The organism is Nostocoides australiense Ben110, from assembly GCF_001050535.1.
GTDB classification, from domain to species: Bacteria; Actinomycetota; Actinomycetes; order Actinomycetales; family Dermatophilaceae; genus Nostocoides_A; species Nostocoides_A australiense.
Window position 1 is genome coordinate 3,593,951 of the sequence record NZ_HG764815.1, and the last position, 1,532, is coordinate 3,595,482.

Below are 1,532 nucleotides of genomic sequence, written 5' to 3' on the forward strand. Positions count from 1 at the left end.
GCGGACAGCGGCGGCGACGACGCCGGCGCTCGACCAGATGCTGGGCAGCGTCAGCGCGCCCGCCGCCACGGTGGCCCGGGGATAGGCCAGGCTGGTGGCCGCGATGCCGGCCACGGCGAGCACGAGGTCGATGGCGGCTGTCTGCCAGGCGACCCGGTGACGCCAGGCGGCCACGAGCGACCAGAGGCCGAGCACGGCGAACACCGCGACCGCGACGCCGGGACGGGTCATCTCGTCGCGGCGGAGATAGGCCAGCAGCGCGGCATACGCCAGGGCCAGGGGCCGGAACAGCGCCAGGCCGCGGGTGAAGGCACCGACAACGCCGGGATCACCGGTGTTGCGGATGCGGCCCAGGGCCATCGGTCAGCTCGCGCGGGGCAGGGCCGTGCCCGAGGGCGGCTCGACGTCACCGGCATTGTCATCCGGCGCGTCCGCGACCCCCCTGCCCTCGACGACACCCAGGGCCGGCTCGTCGGCAGCTGCGTGACGATGCGGCAGCCGCGACTCGAGGTCCTTGGCCCGGTCGCGCGCCGCGGCAAGGAGTCGCTTCTTCTGCGCCGAGGCGTAGACGTCGACATACTCCTGGCCGGACAACTCCATCAGCGCGTACATGATCTCGTCGGTGATCGAGCGCAGGACGAAGCGGTCCTCCTCCATGCCCTCGTAGCGCGAAAAGTCAAGCGGCGCACCGATCTTCACGCCGATGCGATGGATCTTGGGGACGACCTGCCCAGTCGGCTGCGCCTTGTCGGTGTCGATCATCGCGACGGGGATGACCGGCACCTTGCCTTCGAGCGCCATGCGCGCGACGCCGGTGCGGCCGCGATAGAGGCGCCCGTCGGGGCTGCGGGTGCCCTCGGGGTAGATGCCGAGCAGGTCGCCGGCGTGCAGGATTCGCAGGCCGCTGGTGAGTGCGGCGTTGCTCGCGTTGCCTCCGGAGCGGTCGATGGGCACCTGCCCGACGCCCCGGAAGAAGGCGGCGGTCAGCCGGCCCTTGAGTCCGCGGCCGGTGAAGTAGTCGGACTTGGCGAGGAACGTGATGCGCCGCGGCGCGACCAGCGGGAGGAAGAAGGAGTCGCTGAACGAGAGGTGATTGCTGGCCAGGATGGCCGGACCCTCGGCAGGAATGTTCTCCAGACCCTGGACGTCGGGTCGGAAGAGGACCCGCAGGATCGGCCCCACGAGGATGTGCTTGAGGAGCCAATACAGCACGCTGGTCGCCTTTCCTTCGGTGGGTCGACTCTACGGCACCCAGCCCCTGACGCGAGGACTCCTCGCTGTTCGCGACCGCGCGTCGGACATGTCATCAGCGAGCCGGCGGCCATGGCCCGCGAGTCGTATGCCGTGCGAGGATAAGGCGTGCCCGAGCCCGATCCGCTGCCGCCCGAGGACGACCTCGACGCGCGGTTCGAGGAAATCGTGGCCCAACTGCGTGCCGAGCAGCCGAGCACCGCAGGCGACGCGCTCACCGTGCGCGACCTCGACGACCTCCCGGGCGCCGGCGACCCGACGGCGGGTCTGCCGCCGCCCGC

General features: G+C 71.3%; 2 protein-coding genes. Both read right to left on the reverse strand.

The genetic code is table 11. The features are described 5' to 3' along the window. Window positions 1-360: DUF5931 domain-containing protein (locus BN11_RS24240; protein WP_048699604.1), on the reverse strand; the 360-nt coding region annotated here is incomplete at its 3' end. A gap of 3 nt (window positions 361-363) precedes the next feature. Beyond that, window positions 364-1,212: a lysophospholipid acyltransferase family protein gene (locus tag BN11_RS17565; RefSeq protein ID WP_083433853.1), complete on the reverse strand. Its 849-nt coding sequence runs from the start codon at window positions 1,210-1,212 to the stop codon at window positions 364-366. Window positions 1,213-1,532: the final 320 nt, after the last annotated feature.